The following is a 19,070-nucleotide window of genomic DNA, read 5'->3' as shown; positions in this document are numbered from 1 at the left end:
GGACCGGGTCCAGGGATGTGATCGGCGTCTCAACTCGCGTCACTCGGCGCTAGGGTCGTCCCGTGCGCGTCGACATCCTCAGCAAGGAGTACCCCCCGACCATCTACGGCGGGGCGGGGGTGCACGTCGCCGAGCTGACCCGGGCCCTGCGAGAACGCGGTGACATCGACGTCCGCGTGCGGGCCTTCGGCCCTCCTCGTGACGAGGAGGGAACAACGGGGTATGCCGACCTGCCGGCTCTCGCGGGCGCGAACCCTGCGCTCGTGACGATGGGCGTGGACCTCGCCATCGCGGCCGAGTGCGGCGGGACAGATCTCGTGCACTCGCACACCTGGTACGCCAACTTCGCGGGGCACACGGCCTCCCTCCTCGAGGGTGTGCCGCACGTCGTCAGTGCCCACAGCCTCGAGCCGATGCGCCCGTGGAAGGCCGAGCAGCTGGGCGGCGGCTACCGCCTTTCCTCGTGGATCGAGCGGACGGCATACGAGGGCGCTGCCGCGGTCATCGCCGTGAGTGACGGCATGCGCAAGGACGTCCTGCGCAGCTATCCGTCCATCGACCCAGCCAAGGTGAGAGTCGTCCACAACGGGATCGACAGCCAGTTGTGGAAGCGGGCGGAAGACCCCGAGACGGTTCGCCGCCACGGTGTCGACCCCGATCGACCGAGCGTCATCTTCGTCGGGCGAATCACCCGCCAGAAGGGGCTGCCCTATCTCCTGCGGGCGGTTGCCGAGCTCCCGCCCGAGGTGCAGATCGTGCTCCTCGCAGGCGCGCCGGACACGCCCGAAATCAAGGCCGAGGTCGAGCAGCTGATCGATGACCTTCGCAAGACCCGGGACGGTGTCGTGTGGGTGCCCGAGATGCTGCCCCGTGCTGAGGTCATTGCGTTGCTTTCTGCCGCAACGGTGTTCGTCTGCCCCTCGGTCTACGAACCGCTGGGCATCGTCAACCTCGAGGCCATGGCCTGTGACCTCCCGGTCGTCGCCACGGCGACTGGGGGCATCCCCGAGGTCGTCGTCGACGGTGAGACCGGCTGGCTGGTCCCCATCGACCAGGTGCAGGACGGTTCAGGCACCCCGGTCGATCCGGACCGTTTCGTCGCCGATCTCGCGGCGGCCCTCAACGCGGCCGTCTCAGACCCCGAGCGGGCCGCTCGGTTCGGACAGGCCGGGCGCACTCGGGCCGTGGAGTCGTTCTCCTGGGCTCGAATTGGCGACGAGACCCTCGCGGTCTATCGCGACGTCCTGGGGTGAGCCACGGCGGCGACGCCAGCGTTCGCCGCATCGACCAGGGCGCGTTCGGACACGCGTCGCAGGTCACGCAGCAGGTCGAGTCGACGCTGCTGGGTCCAACCGTCCGGCCCGTCCTGGGGGCCGTCGAGCCCGGCCCCGGCCGCCGTGCTGACGGCCGCGGCAAACGTGATGGCGCGCAACACCTGACCCGGAAGTCCGTCGGGCAGCGCCCAGGTGCCCGGGCGCGGCAGGGCCTCGCGCGCTGAGACGGCATCAAAGGGCTGACCACCGAGCGCATCGAGCTGCTCGGTCATCTCGAGAACTGTCGTCGTGAGCAACCGGATGGACTCGCGCGGGTCGAGTGCCTCGACCCGGTGGGTGGGGACGGGATCGCAGTCGTATGCCGTCCAGTCCAGTCGCGTCCCCGTGTCCGCTCCGGTCCCTCCCGGGGGGCCGAACGTCGACATCGTCGGGACGAGCAGTGCGCCGAGCCCCGGAGCAATGAGGCACTCCTCGGCCTCCACCGCAGCGTCTCGCGCCTCTCCTCCGCACGTCGGAAGGCTGGTGATGTCACCGCTCGTGGGCAGAGCCAGGAGAACCGTGCGTTCACCCAGGTCGTGCCACAGGTCGAGGGTGTGGATACCGGATCCCACTGCGTCGATGTCGGGCAGGGCCGCTTCGATGGCGCTCTCGAGGGACTCGCCGGTGGCCCACGCGGACGTGACCCACAGCGCGATCCGAACAGATGCGGGCAGCTCGGGCATGCCGTCATCGTAGGCAGGCCCCGTTCAACTAGGGTTCCCGTCATGAGTGATGTGCTGGCGATGGCGGGCGTGACGGTCGTCCGCGGGGGCGCGACACTGCTCGACGAAGTCGACTGGGAGGTCGAGGAAGGCCAGCGCTGGGTCGTTCTCGGACCCAACGGAGCAGGCAAGACGACCCTGCTCCAGCTGGCTTCCGGCCGGATGCACCCCACGCGTGGTGTGGCGGGCGTCCTCGGTGAAGTCCTCGGCGCGGTCGACGTGTTCGAGCTGCGCCCGCGCATCGGGTTGGCGTCGGCCTCGCTCGCCGAACGCATCCCGGGCGACGAGCGGGTCGGGGACGTCGTCGTCACCGCGTCCTACGGAGTCGTCGGCCGCTGGCGAGAGACCTACGACCAGCTCGACCACGCCCGCGCCGGTGAACTGCTCGCGGCCCTTGGTGCCGCGCATCTGGTGGACCGGACCTACGGCACGTTGTCCGAGGGTGAGCGCAAGCGGGTGCAGATCGCCAGGGCCCTCATGACCGATCCCGAGCTCATGCTGCTCGACGAACCAGCCGCAGGCCTCGACCTCGGGGGTCGCGAGGACCTCGTGGCGCGCCTCGGCGTCATCGCCGGTGACGTCACGGCACCCGCCCTCATTCTCGTCACGCACCACGTCGAGGAGATCCCTCCCCACTTCACCGACGTCCTTCTCCTGCGCGAGGGCCGGGTCGTCGCCCAGGGACCGATCGAGATCACCCTCACCGCCGAGAACCTCAGTGCCACCTTCGGGCTTCCGCTCCAGCTGGAGAAGCGTGGTTCCCGGTATGCCGCGTGGTCCCGCTGAGCGGGCTGTTCGGGACGCGTTTGCGACCACTTGCCATGGATGTTCTGTGCTTCATGGGATCGTTGTGCTTCTTGGGTTCGTTGACCTGACAGAGGCCGTCGAGGGTGACGGCACGAAAGGGGAGTGTCATGGACTGGCTCACTGATTATCCGTGGGTTGCCTGGGTGGGGGTGGCGCTGATCCTGGCCGCAATCGAGGCGGCCACAGTGGACTTCGTCTTCGTCATGCTGGCCGGCGGAGCGCTCGCCGGGGGTCTCGCCGCCGGACTCGGCGGCAACGCCCCGGTCCAGGTCATCGTCGCGGTGCTCGTTGCTGCGCTGCTGCTCTTCGTGGTGCGCCCGATCATCAAGCGCAAGTTCACCGAAGGGGAACACGACAACACCATCGGGGCCTCCGGCCTCGTGGGTCGTGAGGCCCGTGTCATCCAGACCGTCACCGACACCGACGGGCGCATCAAGCTCGCAGGGGAGACGTGGTCGGCCCGGGTCGCTGAAGGTTCGGAGCCCTTGCGTCCCGGTGACGACGCCCGTGTCATCGCCATCCACGGTGCGACGGCCATCGTCGCCGCCGACCGCCACTGATCATCAAGGGGAATTCATGATTCAACTCATCATCCTGGGCCTGCTGCTGCTCTTCGCAGTCATCGTCATCGTCCGCACGGTTCGGATCGTGCCGCAGCAGACCGCCCTGATCATCGAGCGCCTCGGGCGCTACCACGCGACCCTTGAGGGCGGCATACATTTCCTTGTCCCGTTCGTCGACAAGGTCCGCGCCAACATCGACCTGCGTGAGCAGGTCGTCTCGTTCCCGCCGCAGCCGGTGATCACGAGCGACAACCTCGTCGTCAACATCGACACGGTCATCTACTACTCCGTCATCGACGCCAAGTCCGCGGTCTACGAGATCGCCAACTTCATCCAGGGCATCGAGCAGCTCACCGTCACCACGCTCCGCAACGTCATCGGCTCGCTCGACCTCGAGCAGACGCTGACGAGCCGCGACCAGATCAACGCGCAGCTGCGTGGTGTCCTCGACGAGGCCACCGGCAAGTGGGGCATCCGTGTCAACCGTGTCGAGCTCAAGGCGATCGACCCGCCCATGTCGATCCAGGAGTCCATGGAGAAGCAGATGAAGGCCGAGCGTGAGCGCCGCGCCATCATCCTCACCGCCGAGGGTGCGAAGCAGTCCAACATCCTCACGGCCGAAGGTGAGAAGCAGAGCCAGATCCTGCGCGCCGAGGGTTCGGCACAGGCCCGCGTCCTCGAGGCCCAGGGTCAGGCCCGCGCCATCCAGCAGGTCTTCGACGCCATCCACCGGGGCAAGCCGACCCAGAAGCTCCTCGCCTACCAGTACCTCCAGGTGCTTCCGCAGATTGCCCGTGGTGACTCCAACAAGATGTGGATCATCCCGAGCGAGCTCACCGACGCCCTCAAGGGCATCGGCGGAATGCTCGGCCGCGACCAGGGCGGCGGCGGTTTCAAGGACGACGACGCCGAGCCGTGGGAACCGTCCGAGGAGCTGAAGACCGTGTTCGACGACACGGTTCTCGCCGACCCGGCTCAGGCGCTCGCGGAAGCACGCGGAGAAGCGGGCGAGGCCTCACGTGAGGCCAAGGACCACGCCACGCCTCCGGCTCGGCAGCAGCCGCCGCTGACGCCCTCCGCGGACGCCGTTCCCCCGCGGACCCCGCCGGTGGATCCCACCCCGCCGGTCGATCCCACCCCGCCGACGGACACCGCCCCGCCGCGCGAGAGCTGAGGTGGGCGCCGCCGAGGCAGCGCTCATCTTTGTCGCCGGTGTTGTCGCCGGCACGATCAACACGGTCGTCGGTTCCGGAACCCTGGTGACGTTCCCGACGCTGCTCTTCTTCGGCTATGCCCCGGTGATGGCGAACGTGTCCAACACCATCGGGCTCGTGGCCGGTGGCCTCACGGGATCGTGGGGCTACCGGCACGAGCTGCGCGGGGCGAGGTCCACCCTCCTGCGCTGGGCGCCGATGTCGTTCCTGGGTGGGATCGTCGGGGCTGTCCTGCTGCTCGTCCTTGACCCGGCCGCCTTCAAGGCGATCGTGCCCGTCCTCATCGGGCTCGGCGTCCTGCTCGTCGCCTTCGGGCCCCGGCTCACGGCTTGGACGACCGCCCGACGGGGGGAGTCGACGACAGGCATGGCGCTGGGTGAACACAGCCGGCGGCGCGCGGCCCTGCTCGCGTTCTGCGTGTTCGCCGGCGCAATCTATGGCGGCTACTTCGGGGCAGCGCAGGGCGTCATCCTCATGGGCGTCCTCACCACGCTCACGAGCGAGAGCCTGCAGAGCCTCAACGGCATCAAGAACGTCCTGGCCACCATCGTCAACTCCGTGGCCGCGCTTACCTTCATCATCGTGGCGCCGGAGGAAGTCCACTGGGGTGTGGCAGGGCTGATCGCCGCCGGCTCGCTGTTGGGTGGGGTCCTCGGCGCCCGCGTCGGTCGCCGTCTCCCGCCGCAGGTCCTGCGTGCCGTCATCATCGTCATCGGTGTCATCGCGATCGTGCGCATGCTCTGGTTCTCGTGATCGTCGCTCACTTCGTGCGCGCATTCGTGTTCTGCGCGCGCACCTCCTAGCCTCGCCTCGTGCCCACACGGATCACTGACCCCAACGACGCCCGCGTCGCCGACTACGTCGCTCTCACCGATGTGGCGCTTCGCCGCCGGACCGAACCCGAACGCGGCCTCTACATCGCCGAGTCCGAGAAGGTCATCCGGCGCGCACTGGCGGCCGGACACCGGCCGCGGTCCTTTCTCATGGCGCAGCGGTGGCTCACCGACCTCTCCGACCTGGTCGCGGAAGCCGAGCAGGACGGCATACCCGTCTTCGTGGCTGACCACGACGTCATCGAGGGCTTCACCGGCTTCCACCTCCACCGTGGCGCGTTGGCGTCGATGCAGCGCCCCGAGCTGAAGTCGGTCGAAGAGGTGGTCGCTGACGCGCGTCGTGTCCTGGTCATCGAGGATGTCGTCGACCACACCAATGTGGGAGCCATCTTCAGAAGTGCAGCCGGACTCGGCGTGGACGCCGTGCTCGTGACGCCTCGGTGTGCGGACCCGCTCTATCGCCGCGCCATCCGCGTCTCCATGGGGACGGTGTTCCAGGTTCCCTGGACACGCATCGACCCGTGGCCAGGAGGCATGGATCTGTTGCGGGACAGCGGTTTCACCGTTGCGGCTCTGGCTCTCTCCGAGGACGCTGTGAGCCTCGACGAACTGGCCGCCAACCAGCCCGAGCGACTCGCTCTGGTTCTCGGCACCGAGGGCGACGGCTTGGGCCGACGCACAGTCGAGGGCGCCGACATCCTCGTGACGATCCCGATGGCCGGGGGAGTGGACTCACTGAACGTGGCCGCTGCCGGCGCCGTCGCAGCCTGGGCCCTGCGCGCCCGCTGAGTCGCGGCGGCTTCCCTCGAGAACTGCAGTTTCCGCTGACGCATGTCGTTCCCGTTCGCGCATGTTGCCCCAACAGCATGCCCCAGCGAGAACGACGTGCCGGGTCCATTCTCTGGGGAGCGGCTAGCGGAATCCGTGGGTCGTCGTCGGGGCCAGCGGGCCGCCCGAGAGGCTGTCGATCACCACTCGTTCGTAGACGGGGATTGGCGCGGGCAGGGCTTCGTAGCGGTGCCACTGCAGGTCCGCACGCGGCATACGCGAAGGTCGAACATCAACGCACGAGGCGCTCGAGCAGCGCCTGCAACTCTGCGGCGGGATCCTCGGCGGTCCCTCCGTGCACGCCGGAGGGCTGGATGACAGTGCTGCGGGGCGCACTGAGCCAGCCGAAGCGCTTGCCGGGCGTGGCAAGCCGCGGACGTCCCCCGCCGTCCGTGCCGGCGCACACGTCGTCGACGACGGCCAACGAGTCCGTCACCGAGTCGATGTCGAGGTCGGGTGCAAAGCAGCGGAGCCGCTCGGCATCCACGTGGCAGGCCGCCCGGAGGAAGCCTGCTGACTGCGAGAAGAGCACGACGCCGACGTTGAGGCACTCACCGCGGTCGACGCGCGGTACGCACTTGAGGACGACGTACTGATACGGATGGCTCATCGGGCGGCCTCCCACCAGGAACTCGCGTTCTCGAGTCGTCGAGTGAGGTGATCGGTGTATGCCGTGCGCACCGTTTCCGGGTCGCCCAGACCGGGTGCCGACTCGAGCCACTCGTCGGGGACCAGCCCCACGACCTCGGCAAGGAGCTCGGGGGTGATGGTGGCCGCAGCCCGCGCGTGGGCCACCGCGAGATCCCCGGCGACGTCCCCGAGGACGTGTTCGGACGTGTCGAACGGCTGGACGGCGAAGCGGCTGGCGTCGGCGCCGCGGCTGGGCCACGAGTGGTGGAACCAGATCGCGGCGCCGTGGTCGATGGCCCACACCTGCCGGTTCCAGACCAGGAGGTTGGGGTTGGACCAGGTGCGGTCGACGTTGGCGGTGAAGGCGTCGAGCCAGACGATGTCGGCCGCTTCGTCGGCGCTCGGCGGACGCGACCCGTCGTAGCCGAAGGATCCGGGCAGGAAGTCGACGGCCAGGTTGTCACCCGGGCTGGCGTTGAGGAGGTCCTGGACCTCTTCGTCGGCTTCGTAGCGCGCGATCGCCGAGGGCATGTCGATGACGGCCATCTCGGGGACACGGATGCCGAGCCGTCGGGCCAGCTCACCGACGATCACCTCGGCCACGAGAACCTTGAGCCCCTGCCCTGCTCCACGGAACTTCACGACGTAGGTGCCGTCATCGGAGGCTTCGACGAGCCCGGGGAGAGATCCACCCTCGCGCAGCGGGGTGACGAACCTCGTCGCAGTGATGTGGGGCAGCACGTTCACAGGCTACGGGAGGGACTAGGGTCGAACGGACGTCCACGCGAGGAGATGCATGAGCACGACGCAAGGGCGGCTGCTCGGCGGTCGCTATCGACTTGGTGCCCCTTTGGGGCGAGGCGGCATGGCTGTCGTCTGGCGCGCCGACGACGAGATGCTCGGTCGCGAGGTGGCCGTCAAGACGCTCGACCTCACGGGTCCGGACAGTGACAACGCCGGTGAACGCTTCCGCCGTGAGGCGCGGGCCACGGCGATGCTCAACCACCCGCACATCGTCACGGTCTACGACACCGGCGTCGAGGAGCACACGGCATACCTCGTCATGGAGCTCCTCCCGGGACCGACCCTCGCCGAGGAGGTGCGCGACTCCGGTCCGCTGCCCATCGACGCGGTGCGCACCATCGGCTACGAGGTGGCCGGAGCGCTGCAGGCCGCCCACGACGCCGGGATCGTCCACCGTGACATCAAGCCGGGCAACATCGCATATGCCGCGGACGGCACCGTCAAGGTGTTGGACTTCGGCATCACTCAGCTCGTCGACGAGGCCTTGGGCCACCACCAGCTGACGATGACGGACACCATCGTCGGGACCGCCGAGTACCTCGCTCCCGAGCAGGCGACCGGTCAGCGGGTGGATGCCCGCGCCGACCTCTACGCCCTCGGCTGTGTCCTCCACACGCTGCTGACCGGCAGGCCGCCGTTCACGGCACCGACGCCCGTCGCCATCCTCATGAAGCACGCGCACGACGTCCCTGCGGACGTGCGCGACCTCCGACCGGACACCCCCGCTGACCTCGCCGCGATCATCACAGCCCTGCTCGCCAAGGACCCGGCGCTGCGCCCGCAATCCGGTAGTGAGGTCGCGCAGCTGCTGCGCTCCCACACGGCGCCCGCAGTGACCGAGGTCCTGCGTCCGGCGGCCGCTGCGGCGCCGACCGCAGTGGTGCCGCGTCAGGAAGAGTGGAACGAACCGGCATACGAACCGGCATACGAACAGGCCTGGGAACCTGAGCCGCGCCGCTCGCGAGCCTGGATCTGGCTCCTGCTGCTCGCTGTCGCCCTCGCGGCGGCGGGCATCTGGTACCTCCAGACGCGCGAGGACACCACTCCGGACAACCCGAACCAGTCCCAGTCCACGACGCCCAGTTCGACGCAATCGTCGACGCCCACTCCGACGAAGACGCCGACTCCCACTCCCACCCCGACCCCGACCGTCACGGTGAAGGAGACAGTGACGCCGATCCCCTCGACGACCCCGTCGACGACGCCCTCGGACACGGCCACACCGGTCACGGACGCCACTGCGGCCATGAGCGACGCCGTGAGGGGACTGTCTGCGGACGATCTGGACTCGGACGTGGCCAAGACGATTCAGAGCAAGCTTCGAGACATCAACAAGGCCGTCAGGGACGGAGACGCTCCGGCGGTGAACTCCCTCGTCGGTCAGATCGAGGGCGAGCTCGACAAGGCCCGGCAGGAGAGCAAGCTCACCGAGACCGGGGCGGCTGCACTCGAGGGCCCGCTGGCCGATCTGGGAGATGCAGCCGACGCGTTCAAGCCCTGACGAGTGTCGGGTGACGGTACGGTCCGCGCATGGATTCTGCGCTTCTCACCATCGGGCTGCCGATCCCACTGGCCGTCATCATGTTCGGCCTCGGACTGTCGCTGACCCCTGATGACTTCCGTCGCGTGCGGCAGAGCCCCAAGGCAGTGGGGATGGCGCTCGTCTGCCAGCTGCTGATCCTTCCGCTGGTGGCCTTCGGCCTCGTCGAGCTGTTCGGCCTCGCGCCCCTGCTCGCGGTGGGTTTCATGATCCTGGCGGCCTCGCCTGGTGGCACGACAGCCAACCTCTACAGCCACCTGTTCCGTGGTGACGTGGCCCTCAACATCACTCTGACCGCCATCAACTCGGTCATCGCGATCGTCACCCTGCCTCTGGTGAGTGGCTGGGCCATCGCTCACTTCGTCGACGAGTCGTCCAAGATCGGGCTCCAGTTCGACAAGCTCCTTCAGGTCTTTGCGATCGTCCTCATCCCCGTCATCATCGGGATGTTCGTTCGGCGTCGATCGCCCGAGTTCGCCAACCGCATGGACCGTCCGGTACGCACCGCGTCGGCCGTGATGTTGCTGCTCGTCGTCGTCGGCGCGATGTACACCGAGAAGGAGAACATCGCCACCTACCTGGCCGAGGTCGGCCTCATCGCAGCGGTGTTCTGCATCATCTCGCTCACCGTCGGCTACGTCGTCCCACGTCGAATGGGGCTCACCGAGGACCAGGCCGTGGCGTGCGGATTCGAGATCGGGATCCACAACAGCACCCTCGCCATCGCCATGGCCCTCACGGTCATCGGCAACGCGCAGATGTCGGTGCCGTCCGCGGTGTACGGCGTGTTGATGTTCCCCATCGCTGCCGTCTTCGGGATGGTCGTGCGCAACCGCGGAGTCCTCAAGGATGCGGACAAACCACGATCCGTGGGCCAGCGCACGCCCTGACGTACCCGCGGGCTACCCGGGTTCCGCCACGAGGGCAAAAGAGAAGCGCCCCGAGTCTCTGACCTGCAAGGACTCGGGGCGCAATCTGTGTCCGAGGGGGGACTTGAACTCCCAGATCCCCAGCAACATCGGGGTACCGGCAGGGTCCCCAGGGGTCCAGTTCGTGCGGGGGAGAGGCTCCCTCGGCCAAGCTCGTACGCATCGGCATACATCGAAATACCTCGGCGGCAGTATCACGCGGAGTATCAAGCATGGGGCGGGTGCTGCCTGATGAGCACCACCCACGTCATCGAGCGCCCTGCGCGTACCCCGCACCGGCCACCGCGCATTCCATCGGGGCCGCTGATGGCCTATCTAGCCCTGCATCGGATCTCGATCCTCTCCCTGCCCGTCTGGGCCCAACGAGCCACTCATCGGGCCCAAGCCGCTGGCACGATCACCTACACGGCAGCCGACCGGATCGCCTGTCAGCTGCTCCATGAGCACCCCAGCATGATCTGGGGATCCGAATGGTGGGAGGCCTCATCGTGAACGACTCTCCGCAGGAACCGGCTCGCCCCACGAGCAGCCACGACGGCCAAGCGTTCTACACGCCCGAGCACCTCGCCGAGATCCTCTACATCTCACGACAGCAGGTCATCGATCTGTCTCGCTCTGGCGTGATCCCTCACGTCCGGCTCGGTCGCTACTACCGCTACAGCGACGCCCACCTCGACGAGTTGCGTCAGCGACGCGAGAAGTCCGAGGCACGACAGAAGGCACAGCGCGCTGCTGAGGCGTGGGATCGCCCCGCACGCACCGCTGCAACGCAGGGCGAGGGCAACTGATGGCCACACCGGACCCGATTAAGGGCCCCGACGAGCAGCCGTCCTTCGAGGCGATCCTCGAGGCATGGGACGCCATCGTCCTGGGGTACGCGCCAAGGCTCACGGCCGCCGACGACCGCACGCCGCGAGCGCGCGCCCACTACCGCGCCTTGGAGCTGCACGCGGAGCTCCTAGCGGTCACGGTGAACGTGCTGAACGACATGACCGCCGAGAGCCTCGATCGAACCGTGACCGCTTGGGGGCTGCTCTCGTCGCGACTGCCTGAGTTCGACGGTCTCGAGGCGTTGCTCGTGGACGGCCTCACCACGGACGAGTACCGGGAGGCCGTGACGATCCTCGCCGACGAGCTCCTCGAACGGCACACGGGCTGTCAGGGTTTTCCTGAACCCTCAGGGCATACCGAGCCGCGGACGATCACACCGACCGAGGAGAACTACGAATGAGTAAGCAGCCGAAGCACGAGGCGCCAGAGGAATGGGTTGTCCGCGTCCTGCGCGAGCACGGCCCGGTCCCGATGCGGATCAGCCGTCGCCTCGACCACCTCATGAAGCTTCACGGCACTAAGCCGCGACGAGAGGAGGACGCCCCGAACTCAGACACGTAGGTCTCTCGACATCGAGAGACTCGAATAGAAGTACGGCCCCGACCGGTGCGCGAACACCGGGCGAGGCCTAGACCGAACACCTCACACACAGGAGCACGATCGTGAACCACATCATCTCAACAGAAGCGCCCGCCGACCTGAGTTCGGCTACTCAGTGGCCTCGGGCCCATAGGACCCACGACGGCGACCACGTCATGACCGGCGACCCTCGCCTGATCTTCGCCCTCGCGACGATCCGCCCAGGCCTGCGTTGGTACGACGGCTCGCTCGCAGTGCTGCTTGGTGTCGACGACGAGCACGACGAGGTCCATGTCTCTGGCCACGGGTCGGCCCTCTCCGCCATCGTCCGGGCCATCGAGCTCCTGGAGCAGGCCCGCGACGAGTTGCGAGAGGTTGCTGCGGAATGAGCGTCATGCCGGCCGAGCGGGTCACCACGACAGCACCCATGCGCATTGGCGGTTTGTCCGACTCTCAGCTCGAGGACATCTTGGATGAGGTGCTCGACGAGAAGAACAAACGAGACCCGTTGGAGCACCTTTACGAGATCAAGGAAGGAGCGAGGCTATGGCGCTCCCTATGCGGGCGCATGTGGGTGCCGCCCTTCGGAATAGTGGAAGGGCTCGCCGCTGAACCCGTCCTCGCACTCCGTGGAGACTGCCCGGACTGCGCCGAGGTCGCCATCAGGAACGACACTCAGATAGTGGAGCGTCGTCCGGACTGGCTCTCCTGAGCACCCCGTCCCGCGCCTGATTGGATGAGTGTGCCCGAAAAGCTCGCCTACACGCTCAAGGTCGGGCGATCCACGCGACGGATCCGGCAGGCTTCCCTCCTCCGCTGAGAGCCAAGCGAAAGGGCCTCGGACCGAACGCCGAGTACGTCATCTGGGGTGAGGACCTCAAGGCGTGGCACGACCTCTTGCCTGATGCCTGACTAGCACGGCACACGAACGCCTCTCCCGTCTTCGCACGGGAGAGGCGTTCGTGTGCCGTGCGGTGTCCTTTGAATCTGGCATCGTCGACACATCGCCCGGAGTGGCGGTGCGAGCGAATCGAGGGAGATGGTCGTGGCCGATTCCCGGCAGCACATCGAGACGATGATCAGGAATTGGAAGGACGTTCAGGTCGACAGGTCGACCTTCAGGATGGGGCGGCCGAACTATCGGACCAACGAGGGACAGTTCGCCATGGTGTACGCCTACTGTGCTCACGTGCACGCCACGGCAGATGCCTACCTGGTCGTTCTCGACGTCGGCCCCGCTTTGGTCGCCACCCCTCTCGCTCGTGTGTGTTACGAAATGGCGATCACAGCGCAGTGGATTGCCCAAACGCCCGATGGGTACAGGGCTTTGAACAATGAGGAGATCCGGTCGAGGGTGGCCCTCGTCAAGGCGTTTCGTGAGTCTGCGAGTGAGGTCTTTCAGGAGGGGGCCACCGCTGTCGCCCATGCTGATGCCAGCGAACGACTCGAGAGCGACAGCGACGCTTCGGCTCGCAACTTCGAGCAGCTGTGCCTAGATCTCGCACCGGGCGGGAAGGACGCCTACGCCATCTACCGCGCGATGAGCATGGAGAGTCACCCGAACGTGCTGATTGCTGATCAGTGGATCGATCCACCCGATGATGAGGGCGGCCGCCATAAGCTCCGGATCATCCCAAAAGACGGCTCGGCCATCGAGACCTGGTCCTACATGGTGGCAGCCTCGCTGGTCTGGTCGGGCCGGGCGCTGGACTACTTCGATCGTGGGCATCGTCGGCGGAGCTTCTTGAGGACCATGGCGCGCGAGGTCGGCGCGGCGGAAACGCTGCAGCTCAGTGACATCTACCGCCGCCGGATTGCTGATGCCAACCGAGCCCGCAGGGCTGCCCCGCGCAGGTGACACATGGAGCCCGAGGCCTACTTTCGCGGCATACCCCTGCCTGACCTGATCTCAACGTCAGACTCATCGACGTCCATGACGAACGCGATCGCCTCTCGTGCGTGGTCCTCGGCCTGGCTGAGCACGCGGACCTGAGAGACGGCGCCGGGCGCGTCGGGCGAGGTGAGCATCCACCAGCCCTCGTGCTTCTCGGCGTTCACCGTGTAGGTCTTCACGCTAGACACCATGCCGGTCGAGCGGACTCAATGCCAGCGGTTTCGGCCGCCATTGGTCGTCTCTGACGGCGCTGAGTATGGCCGCCCACCGACAACGCCTTCACCGCCGCCCGGCGACCTCGTCTGGCCCCACGACCGTCATCGCTTCGCATCGATGGCCCGTGCCTCGCTGCCCGCACGAGACCTGTCGTCACCCACGCGCGCTTGACGACTCAGGACTGGCCTTCGGTCAACTTCGCCATGTCGGTGTCATGCCCAGGGCAGTCCGGGTTGGGGCACGTGTAGCCGCTCCAGATCGTGGCCGTCCCCTCATTCTGATCCACCTCCGGACGAAGTGGAACCAGCTCCATCTCGGTCCCGCAGTGCTCGCAAACATCGTCCGCTACGCCCTCAACCTCTTCCACATCGCTCATGCCACCCATCGTCCCACTCGCCTAGGAGGCGCGCATGCCGAAGCAGCTGATCCGCGAGGCGGTCCCGACCCCGTCAGAGTGACGGACTAAAGACGGCTATGTGCGTTTCAGATCGAGTCGCGAACCATCTCTACCCATGCGTCGCGCGCGGCCTGCTTGTCGTGTCCCTCCGCTAAGGCCCAGCGTCCTAGAAGGTCATCCGCCAGCCCCGCGACGGCAATCACCAACTCCACCGCCGGGACCTCATGTAGCGACGCAGTGGTGATAGCCATGGCGGTCTCCGTGTCCATAGGCGCCGTCACGATGACGTCCAAGGCGTGGAGCAGGGTTGGAGTCGGATCCTCTTCCGGCTGATCGGCTGGATCTGGATCAGCCTCATCGGCGGGAGGCTCGTCCAGTGCGTCTTCCGCTGGCTCACGCGACTTGCTTGCGTCCGGGTGGCCCCTGGCTGCCAAGAAACGCGTCGAAGCCCGTAAATCCCTCAGACCGTGCCCACTCCAACTTGGCCGAGTGTTGGTCGAGCACGACGGAGGTGGCCACCGAGGAAGTCGCCATGATGAGGGCCTTCGCCGGCTCGGGCATTGACTCGAGGCGGGCGACCTGGCGCAAGAACCGGTTCGCGTCGGCGAGCTGCCCCAATCGTCCGGCGTTCGAGACTGCGTCGAGGAGGCCGATGAGTGCGCCTTGGAGGTGCTCGGGCAACACCGCGAACTGCTGTTCCAGCGTCAGGCTTCCCATCTTCGCAACGTAGCTCATCGGCCGGTCTTCCTGGTGGTGACCGATGCGAGGGCAGCGCCGCGTTGTGCCGCCAGAATCGCGTCGGCGGTCTCCCGCGCTGTCTGGGTCGCGACCTCGCGGGCCATGGCCCGAATGCTCGCCGGATCAACGGTCGCGACCGAGGCACCTGCCGGCGCTGTCACCTGCACGACGGGTGACAGGGTCATCGGTGCAGGGCGGGCGGCGTACTGCACCGCCCGCGACGTCGACATGACCGCGCCTCCATCAGCGAACTTTGGGATGTTGCCGGCGCGGATCGCGGCACGCATCGCGTAGACCTCGGCGTGCCCGCCCATGGCTGCGACTTCGGCGGCCGTGAGGACGTGCTCGTTGTTGGACAGGCGGGTGAGGATCGAGTCGGAGGTGCTCGTGCCCGCACCATGAACAGCGCCACCTTCGGCGAGGCCGCCACCGGTGTTGTAGCTGTAGAACTGGGTGGCCACGGTGATAGTCCGGTTCTGAAGCCTGCCAATCTTCGCGTGCAGGTTGTCGACCTGCGCGGCGCCCTGCACGTTCGCGGCGACCGTGACCGTCTTGCCCGTGAGTCGGTAGATCTTCCCTTGGAACAACACAATCCGCTCACCTGAAGCGGTCGTCCCGAGCTCCTTGACCGGCACGGTCTTGCCCTTGAGACCGAAGATCGCACCGTCGAGTTGGAGTACCCGCTGCTTCGACGGGTCGGCGCCCGCCTCCTTGATGGTGATGGTCTTGCCGGTCAGATCGTTCTTGATGAACTGACTCAGGTCGGTGACCTTCTGGGCTACGGTCTCGACTCCGATCTGCTTGACCAGTGTCGTCACCTCGTCAGGGATGAGTCCGTACTCGTCGGCGAGCTGCGCGGCGTACGTCGCGTTGTATCCCATCGCGATCGCTGTGGCAATGAACTTGTCGCGGTTGGCCTGCATCGTGGCGCCGACCTCGCCGGCACCTCGGCCCATCTCCAATTGCGCAGCCGAGACCTCAAGATTGGCCGCCGACAGGTTCCGAAGCGCAGTCTCCTGCTCGCCGGTCGTGCCCTTCACCGACTCCTGCGCGGCCTTGTACGCCTCGGCAGAGTCGGCGACGGCTTGCTGCTCAGCACGGAGCCCGCCACCCAGTGAAATGATGGCCGATTTGGCGTCGTCGAGAGCCTTCGCGTACTCCTCGGCGGCCTCGGCGGCTTCCTCGACGGTCGGGATCGTTCCTGCGACACCCTTACCCATCCCCTTGGCCGAGTCGCCCGCGAGCTTCTGGTCGTTGGCGATCTTGTCGAGCGCTTCGCCGTATTGCGGGAACTTCGCCTTGAGCTCGTCGATGCTGACGCCGTTGGCTTCGGCATACTTCGCGAGTTCGCCGAATTGGGCCGCAGCCCGGTCGGCGTTGCCTCCCGACACCAGCTTGGAGAGTTGAGCATCCATCGCCGTGAATGCCTCACCTGCGCGAGTGAGCCCAGACTGGTCGGCGATGCCAAACAGGCCCACGAACCCGGCCGCCATGTTGTCGACCTGCTGCCGCTTCGACGGGTTGAACGCCGCATCGAGTGCGTCACCGTAGTCGCTGATCTCGTTGACATTCCACCAGCCAGCGGCGGACTTCTCCTGGTACCGGCCGATCTCATCGCTGAACGCCTGCACTGCGTCGGCGTTGCCGAGCATGCCCTTCGTCAGACCCTCGGAGCCGATGCCTTCGCCATCGTTGCCGAACGCGGAGTCGAGGACCGTCCCTGCGGCGAGCAGTGCGGCGAGGATGCCTGCGGCCTTGCCGACCTTGCCCAGGGCGGATGCCGTCTTGGGGGACTGGATGCCAAGTTGCGCGAGGGAATCCTTCATGCCAAGGACGGCATTGGTGCCCTTGACCACACCAGCAACGGCCAGCAGTCCAGCTGCGCCGATTCCAGCGACCCCAGTGATCCCCGACTGCGCCGACGGTGGCAGGTCGGCCATGAACTTCGCGAGCCCGGAGACGGCATCGGATGCCTTGACGATCGCAGGCGCGAGGACTGCACCGAAATCAATCGCGGCGTCCTTGGCGTTGTTGCGCGCGATCTTGATCTGGGACGCAGTGGTCTCGTAGCGCTTGCCTGCTTCGTCCTGCAGTGCAGTGTTCTCCTGCCACGCCTTGCGACCAAGGGTGATGGACTCGGTCAGGATGTCTGACGCTCCAGCGAGTCGTGTCAGGACGGACGTGTTCTCCGTGCCCTTGATGCCGACCTCTTCGAGGGCACCAACAGCATCGCCACCGGATGCCGTGATGCCACCAAGGCCCTTGACGAACGCGTCGATCGCGGTGACAGGGTCGGACTTCCACTTCGCCGAGAACTCATCCGCAGACAGGCCTGCGATCTTCGCGAAGCCTGCGAGGTTGTCGCCGCCGGCGAGGACCTCGGAGTTGATCTCCTGCATGACGCGGGACATCACGCCGCCACCGAGCTGGGCTTCGATGCCGACCGATGACATGGCGTTCGCCAGGGCGAGGACGTCGGACTCGGACGCACCGATCAGTTTCGCGGCACCGGTCAGGCGGGTGGCCATGGCGACAATGTCGGCCTCGGTGGAGGCACCGGCGTTGCCAAGGGCAACAATCGTGGAGCCGAGCCGTTCTATGCCGGGAGTGCCCTCGCGCTCCATCGTGCCCATGACGTTCGAGATCTGGGCAAGGGAAGTTGCGGCTTCCTCGGCCGACAGGTTTGTCGACTCACCCATCGCGATCATCGTCTCGGTGAAGCCGATGATCGAGTCACGCTGAACACCGAGCTGACCGGCAGCCTCAGCGACAGCAGCGATCTCCGTGTGTGTCGCTGGCAGGGTCGTTGCGAGATCCCGCAGTCCGCCCTCGAGTTCGGCCATCTGGGAGGCGGACCCGTCGACGGTCTTGGTGACGCCCGCCCAGGACGACTCCCAGTCGATCGCGGCCTTGCCCGCCAGTGCCAGCCCTGCGGTGAGGGCGAGACCGGCCTTTGCCGAGGCCCCAGCGACGTCGTTGGCGGCGCCCGTCGAGCTCTTCGACGCTCCGGCAGTCTCGGTCGCGAATCCCTTGACGGCATTCTTGGCCCTCAGGGTGTCCGCGATGAACTTGTCGACGTCGGCGCGATAGACGGCGGTGACGGTGCGGGTTGTCATCGGTCAGTCCTTCGACGTGGGGTGCGGGCGCAGAGGGCGAGGAGGAGACGGGAAACCAGTCGGCGCCCCCTTCGGTCCGCGCTGGCCATGGGTAACCAGCGAGGTGACGTTGACGCCCGCACCCAAGTTCACGAGGCGTCCTCGCGGACCTCGACACCATCACGCAGCGCCTCGGCCTTAAGGGTCTGCATCTGAGAGCCCAACTTCTCGGCCGTATACACCGCGCCGTCGAGGTCCTCACCCATCGCCACGTTGCGCTTGTGCACCACCGGATCGGCACGCCGCTCCCGGATGCCCCGCGCACGCGCTTCGGCCACCGCAACGTCTCGAGCCAGCTCGCTGTACTCCGCCTGCCAGTTCCGAGGGGGCGACGGCGGTCGGAGCTTCAGACCGTCGATGGTGATCGTGCCGTCACGCACGAGGCGAGGCAGGTCGCTCCATCCGGCCTTCACGTAGCCCGGGGGAATGCGGATGTCGACCCCGAGATACGGCGAGAAGTACTCCTGGTGCACGTCACGAATATCGCGGGTGCCGGCCACCACGTCGGCGAGCGCGTGCGCCAGCTCCGGACGCAGGGCGAGAGACTTGAGGGCCTCGTCCATCGCCCACCGCGGCGGGTTCTCGAAGGTGTAGGAGCCGCCCCCGAACCCGGCCTCCTCGCGTGCCACCTCTCCAGGCGAGATGAGCCGCACCTGGTGCTTGGTGTGCGCCTCGAGCTGGGCCCTCAGCCTCTCCGTCTTGGCGTCGAACCTCTCCAGGTCACGCTGGGCTTCCTCGACCGGCTGCACGCCTTCGGCGCCCTCGGCCCTCAGGGCACGGGCTTCCGCCTGACGAGCACGCTCGTGCGCCTCGGTGGCGACACGATCCTGCAGTTCGACCGACGCCCGCAGCTGGGCCAGTCGGCCCGCCATCCGCTCGCCTGCCTCAGGGTCGTCGGAGTCCAGCAGGTCGGCACCAGCTGACCGCTCCAGCTGCGTCGCCTCGAGGGATGCCGCGTCGCGGATCCCTTCCGCCCGCTTGGCACGCTCCCGCAGTGCCTCGAGTTCCTGCACCGCGAGCTGCAGATCGGTCCGCTGGTTGGTCGACGCGGGGGTCTCCTGCTGTGTGGTCGTCATC

Annotated in this window: 25 protein-coding genes; 15 read left to right on the top strand and 10 right to left on the bottom strand. The window is 67.1% G+C overall.

Annotation, left to right across the window (positions count from 1 at the left end):
• The first annotated feature begins 62 nt into the window (after positions 1-62).
• The gene (gene glgA / locus ACFQRE_RS18900) at positions 63-1,253 is read left to right on the top strand and encodes a glycogen synthase (protein ID WP_380125428.1); all 1,191 of its coding nucleotides are present in this window, start codon (positions 63-65) and stop codon (positions 1,251-1,253) included.
• Here glgA and ACFQRE_RS18895 read toward each other — a convergent pair.
• On the bottom strand, positions 1,232-1,996 hold the full coding sequence (locus ACFQRE_RS18895; RefSeq protein ID WP_380125426.1) for a hypothetical protein: 765 nt from the start codon (positions 1,994-1,996) through the stop codon (positions 1,232-1,234). The two genes, glgA and ACFQRE_RS18895, sit on opposite strands and share 22 nt — an antisense overlap.
• A 42-nt stretch (positions 1,997-2,038) precedes the next feature.
• On the opposite strand from ACFQRE_RS18895, the gene ACFQRE_RS18890 reads away from it, so the two are divergent.
• The 5 genes from ACFQRE_RS18890 (at position 2,039) to ACFQRE_RS18870 (ending at position 6,241) form a co-directional block, all read left to right on the top strand.
• On the top strand, positions 2,039-2,821 hold the full coding sequence (locus ACFQRE_RS18890; protein ID WP_380125424.1) for an ABC transporter ATP-binding protein: 783 nt from the start codon (positions 2,039-2,041) through the stop codon (positions 2,819-2,821).
• 128 nt (positions 2,822-2,949) lie between these two features.
• Positions 2,950-3,402 (top strand): NfeD family protein, encoded by a 453-nt coding sequence (locus ACFQRE_RS18885; protein ID WP_380125422.1) that lies wholly within the window; start codon positions 2,950-2,952, stop codon positions 3,400-3,402.
• A gap of 16 nt (positions 3,403-3,418) precedes the next feature.
• Complete coding sequence (locus ACFQRE_RS18880) at positions 3,419-4,579, top strand: SPFH domain-containing protein (RefSeq protein WP_380125420.1); 1,161 nt, start codon at positions 3,419-3,421, stop codon at positions 4,577-4,579.
• 1 nt (position 4,580) lies between these two features.
• Complete coding sequence (locus ACFQRE_RS18875) at positions 4,581-5,372, top strand: sulfite exporter TauE/SafE family protein (RefSeq protein WP_380125418.1); 792 nt, start codon at positions 4,581-4,583, stop codon at positions 5,370-5,372.
• A gap of 59 nt (positions 5,373-5,431) precedes the next feature.
• On the top strand, positions 5,432-6,241 hold the full coding sequence (locus tag ACFQRE_RS18870; protein WP_380125416.1) for a TrmH family RNA methyltransferase: 810 nt from the start codon (positions 5,432-5,434) through the stop codon (positions 6,239-6,241).
• Between the two features lie 123 nt (positions 6,242-6,364).
• On the opposite strand, the gene ACFQRE_RS18865 is transcribed toward ACFQRE_RS18870, so the two are convergent.
• The 3 genes from ACFQRE_RS18865 to ACFQRE_RS18855 are packed head-to-tail and all read right to left on the bottom strand — an operon-like array spanning position 6,365 to position 7,651.
• Positions 6,365-6,496: a hypothetical protein gene (locus ACFQRE_RS18865; protein ID WP_380125414.1), complete on the bottom strand. Its 132-nt coding sequence runs from the start codon at positions 6,494-6,496 to the stop codon at positions 6,365-6,367.
• A gap of 16 nt (positions 6,497-6,512) precedes the next feature.
• Complete coding sequence (locus ACFQRE_RS18860) at positions 6,513-6,890, bottom strand: DUF3037 domain-containing protein (protein ID WP_380125412.1); 378 nt, start codon at positions 6,888-6,890, stop codon at positions 6,513-6,515.
• Entirely contained in the window at positions 6,887-7,651 is a 765-nt protein-coding gene (locus ACFQRE_RS18855) for a HipA family kinase (protein ID WP_380125410.1), read from the bottom strand. Before ACFQRE_RS18855 ends, ACFQRE_RS18860 begins: the two co-directional genes overlap by 4 nt.
• A 55-nt stretch (positions 7,652-7,706) precedes the next feature.
• Between ACFQRE_RS18855 and ACFQRE_RS18850 the strand changes: the two genes are divergently transcribed.
• From ACFQRE_RS18850 to ACFQRE_RS18810, 9 genes are all read left to right on the top strand, one after another.
• Entirely contained in the window at positions 7,707-9,215 is a 1,509-nt protein-coding gene (locus ACFQRE_RS18850; RefSeq protein WP_380125408.1) for a serine/threonine-protein kinase, read from the top strand.
• 29 nt (positions 9,216-9,244) lie between these two features.
• Complete coding sequence (locus ACFQRE_RS18845) at positions 9,245-10,144, top strand: bile acid:sodium symporter family protein (protein WP_380125406.1); 900 nt, start codon at positions 9,245-9,247, stop codon at positions 10,142-10,144.
• Positions 10,145-10,414: 270 nt separating this feature from the next.
• A complete protein-coding gene (locus ACFQRE_RS18840) occupies positions 10,415-10,675 on the top strand; it encodes a hypothetical protein (protein WP_380125404.1) in 261 nt (86 codons plus the stop codon).
• Positions 10,672-10,971: a helix-turn-helix domain-containing protein gene (locus ACFQRE_RS18835; protein ID WP_380125402.1), complete on the top strand. Its 300-nt coding sequence runs from the start codon at positions 10,672-10,674 to the stop codon at positions 10,969-10,971. Before ACFQRE_RS18840 ends, ACFQRE_RS18835 begins: the two co-directional genes overlap by 4 nt.
• Complete coding sequence (locus tag ACFQRE_RS18830) at positions 10,971-11,414, top strand: hypothetical protein (protein ID WP_380125400.1); 444 nt, start codon at positions 10,971-10,973, stop codon at positions 11,412-11,414. Before ACFQRE_RS18835 ends, ACFQRE_RS18830 begins: the two co-directional genes overlap by 1 nt.
• Positions 11,411-11,575: a hypothetical protein gene (locus tag ACFQRE_RS18825; RefSeq protein ID WP_380125398.1), complete on the top strand. Its 165-nt coding sequence runs from the start codon at positions 11,411-11,413 to the stop codon at positions 11,573-11,575. Before ACFQRE_RS18830 ends, ACFQRE_RS18825 begins: the two co-directional genes overlap by 4 nt.
• 194 nt (positions 11,576-11,769) lie before the next feature.
• A complete protein-coding gene (locus tag ACFQRE_RS18820) occupies positions 11,770-11,982 on the top strand; it encodes a hypothetical protein (protein WP_380125396.1) in 213 nt (70 codons plus the stop codon).
• On the top strand, positions 11,979-12,305 hold the full coding sequence (locus tag ACFQRE_RS18815; RefSeq protein ID WP_380125394.1) for a hypothetical protein: 327 nt from the start codon (positions 11,979-11,981) through the stop codon (positions 12,303-12,305). Before ACFQRE_RS18820 ends, ACFQRE_RS18815 begins: the two co-directional genes overlap by 4 nt.
• Positions 12,306-12,638: 333 nt before the next feature.
• Positions 12,639-13,451 (top strand): DUF5677 domain-containing protein, encoded by an 813-nt coding sequence (locus tag ACFQRE_RS18810; protein ID WP_380125392.1) that lies wholly within the window; start codon positions 12,639-12,641, stop codon positions 13,449-13,451.
• 17 nt (positions 13,452-13,468) lie between these two features.
• Here the strand turns inward: ACFQRE_RS18810 and ACFQRE_RS18805 are convergent, their stop codons facing one another.
• The 6 genes from ACFQRE_RS18805 to ACFQRE_RS18780 all read right to left on the bottom strand — a co-directional run bounded on the left by ACFQRE_RS18805 (position 13,469) and on the right by ACFQRE_RS18780 (position 19,069).
• Positions 13,469-13,666 (bottom strand): type II toxin-antitoxin system HicB family antitoxin, encoded by a 198-nt coding sequence (locus ACFQRE_RS18805; protein WP_380125390.1) that lies wholly within the window; start codon positions 13,664-13,666, stop codon positions 13,469-13,471.
• A 212-nt stretch (positions 13,667-13,878) separates the two neighbouring features.
• A complete protein-coding gene (locus ACFQRE_RS18800) occupies positions 13,879-14,079 on the bottom strand; it encodes a hypothetical protein (protein WP_380125388.1) in 201 nt (66 codons plus the stop codon).
• A gap of 107 nt (positions 14,080-14,186) precedes the next feature.
• The gene (locus tag ACFQRE_RS18795) at positions 14,187-14,351 is read right to left on the bottom strand and encodes a hypothetical protein (RefSeq protein WP_380125386.1); all 165 of its coding nucleotides are present in this window, start codon (positions 14,349-14,351) and stop codon (positions 14,187-14,189) included.
• 142 nt (positions 14,352-14,493) lie between these two features.
• A complete protein-coding gene (locus tag ACFQRE_RS18790) occupies positions 14,494-14,817 on the bottom strand; it encodes a hypothetical protein (protein WP_380125384.1) in 324 nt (107 codons plus the stop codon).
• A gap of 14 nt (positions 14,818-14,831) precedes the next feature.
• The gene (locus ACFQRE_RS18785) at positions 14,832-17,954 is read right to left on the bottom strand and encodes a phage tail tape measure protein (protein WP_380125382.1); all 3,123 of its coding nucleotides are present in this window, start codon (positions 17,952-17,954) and stop codon (positions 14,832-14,834) included.
• Positions 17,955-18,082: 128 nt separating this feature from the next.
• The gene (locus ACFQRE_RS18780) at positions 18,083-19,069 is read right to left on the bottom strand and encodes a hypothetical protein (protein ID WP_380125380.1); all 987 of its coding nucleotides are present in this window, start codon (positions 19,067-19,069) and stop codon (positions 18,083-18,085) included.
• Position 19,070 lies beyond the last annotated feature (1 nt).

This window comes from Knoellia pratensis (assembly GCF_042666395.1).
GTDB lineage: Bacteria > Actinomycetota > Actinomycetes > Actinomycetales > Dermatophilaceae > Knoellia > Knoellia pratensis.
Note: the sequence above shows the minus strand (reverse complement) of the source record. Positions and strands in the feature narration are given on the sequence as shown.